Below are 2,364 nucleotides of genomic sequence, written 5' to 3' on the forward strand. Positions count from 1 at the left end.
ATCTGTTCTCTTTCGAGAGATGAAAGATGGACGTAGGATGGCAACGCAACACTCCAATTGGTCTGGACAACCGAGCCGATCATACATCGGCTCTGGGGTGTTGCACTTCGCGCTGGAAATCAGTATCCGGCCATGTCAGGCGATCAGCCCCATGGGTCCGCGCAAGAGGCGCGCGGCGAGCTCCGTCTGGCCGTGGACGCCGGTTTTCTCGAACACCCGGCGCAGATGGGTCCGCATCGTGTTGATGGTGATGCCGAGTTCCTCCGCGACGACCTCCGGAGACTTGCCGCTGACGACGCCTGCGGCAGCTTCGGCCTCCTTGGCAGTCAGGCCATAGGCGAATTGCAGGAGTTCCAGCTGGAGCGCCGCGTTGGTGTCCGTCGGGCGATCGATGTCGCGCAGGATGACGACTCCCGTCGGACCGCCGCGCTTGAGCGCCGATTGGGCAAGCGCGCGCGGACGGAAGTGAAAGCCGATCACTTCCGTGCCGAGATAGAGAAAGCCCTCGCCCTGCCCCAGGACGAGCTCCTGCCGGTTCTCCTCGCGCACCATGGCCTGCAGCCGGCGCGACAGATCCGCAAGATCGCAGGAGCCGGCGAGCGCGGGCTGTGCCAGGAGCCGGGCGAGGGTCTGGGTGAAGGCCTCGTTGGCATAGGAGATCGCAAAGTCCGACGCTACGACGGCAGTGCCGATCCCCAGCCTATCGATAACATTTTCGAGGATCGCCCCAAGCGCCGCCGATTGCAGCACCTGCCGGCTGAGCCGATAGGACCGGTCGAGATGGGGCATCAGCGCCAGGAACAGCGCCTCCAGATGCTTGTCGGAGAGATTGCTGTCGGTCGAAAGCGCGAAGGCCATGCGGTAGAGGACCTCGGTCCAGCGGTCCTCGTCCTCGATGGCGTGATAGCACATCTCGACCAGCTCGTCGGCGCTGAGTTCACGGTCCGGCTCGTTGAGGCCGTAGCGCTGGAGGACGCCGGTGGAGACCTCGCGCATGTCGACTTCTGCGTTTACCGCGCCTGACGCCGCGCCGATCGCCCTGCCCGCGCTCCAGTCGTCGATCAGCCTGGAGAGCCCGAAGCGCTCCTCCTCGATGATCAGCCCGGCGCGTCCCTCGCGCACGCAATGGGCGTCGACCGCGGCAAAACCGATCCGTTCCAGATGCGCGCGCATCGGGCCGACGAACCGGCCATTGGCGGTCATCGGGTCGTCGCCGCCGTAAAGGATGAGCATGCGGGTGTCCTGCTTTACCGTCTTTTCCGCCTGCCAGCGCCAGGCGCTCTCGATGCCGCGAAACATCTCGTGGAAATAGCCAGTGGTCGGGATGAACCAGGCAAGCGGATCGGCGATGAGCGCGTCGGTTACGGCCCGATCCGAGGAGACGACGTCGATCAGGCGATCGCGGCCCTCCAAATGCGCGCCGAGAAACGAATAAAGCTGGTGATGGGTCATCTCGTCGGGCTTGTCCGGCGCATGCAAAAACGACCGCGCCCGCGCGAAGCCGCGTCCGAGCTTCATAAGCGCCGGCTGGTTGGTGGGCGGCGTGACGAAGACGATGTTTTGCGAAAGATCAGGCCAGTCCTTCAGAACCTCCAGAACGAGAAGCGCGCCGATATTGGGAGCGACAACGAGCCGCTCCTCCCAGGGCACGGTCTGGAAAGCTTCGCGCAGGGCGAGGGCAAGGTCCGCGACGAGCCGTTCCCAACCCTTGCCGATCTCCATGTGCCCGAGCGGCGCCGTACGGCCCGCAGAATGGCCGTGTCCCCGCAGGTCGGTCCCGTAAGCGGTCCATCCACGCGCGGCAAGACCCGCCATGGAGGCGCTGAGATTGCAGGTGTGCTGGGCGATGCTGTGAGTGACGAAGACGGTCCCGCGCGCCTTGACAACGGCTGGAACCTTGAAACGCGTCAGGGTCACCCCGTCCGCCGTCACGAGATACCCCGTCTGCATCCGCGATCCTATGCACCTTCTCCAGGACGCCCCTTCAGTAGGGTCAGTAGCGTCAAAAATGAATGACCTTACAGAAAGTAACATGAAGAAGACTGCAGGGCTACGGTAATTCCCTGCCAGTATTGGCGCATTTCCGCCACGTATCCTTGAGATGCATGAAATGCGTCACAGCCTGAACCGAGCCCATCAATCGCCGTCCGATCGCTCCGGCGGCGGCGTACGCAGAATTACTTACCGATATTTCCCCTAGAACAGATCGCCGATGGCGCGGCGCATGAGATAGGTGATCTTGCGGGGCGTGTCGCAACTTTGGTCATGAGACGCGGGATAACAATCTCGCTTGAAACTTTCAGACTTTGTTAACTTTTTGGAGCCCGAAGATCTGCGCGAGGAGATCGTTCTGGCTGTGAACGG

Annotated in this window: 1 protein-coding gene; it reads right to left on the reverse strand. The window is 62.8% G+C overall.

Annotated elements, in window-relative coordinates:
* Positions 1–135 precede the first annotated feature (135 nt).
* Positions 136–1,950, reverse strand: a complete 1,815-nt coding sequence (locus tag ABRA89_RS20330) for a serine aminopeptidase domain-containing protein (protein WP_349943324.1) — start codon at positions 1,948–1,950, stop codon at positions 136–138.
* Positions 1,951–2,364: the final 414 nt, after the last annotated feature.

The organism is Fulvimarina thalattae (assembly GCF_040239565.1).
GTDB lineage: Bacteria > Pseudomonadota > Alphaproteobacteria > Rhizobiales > Rhizobiaceae > Fulvimarina.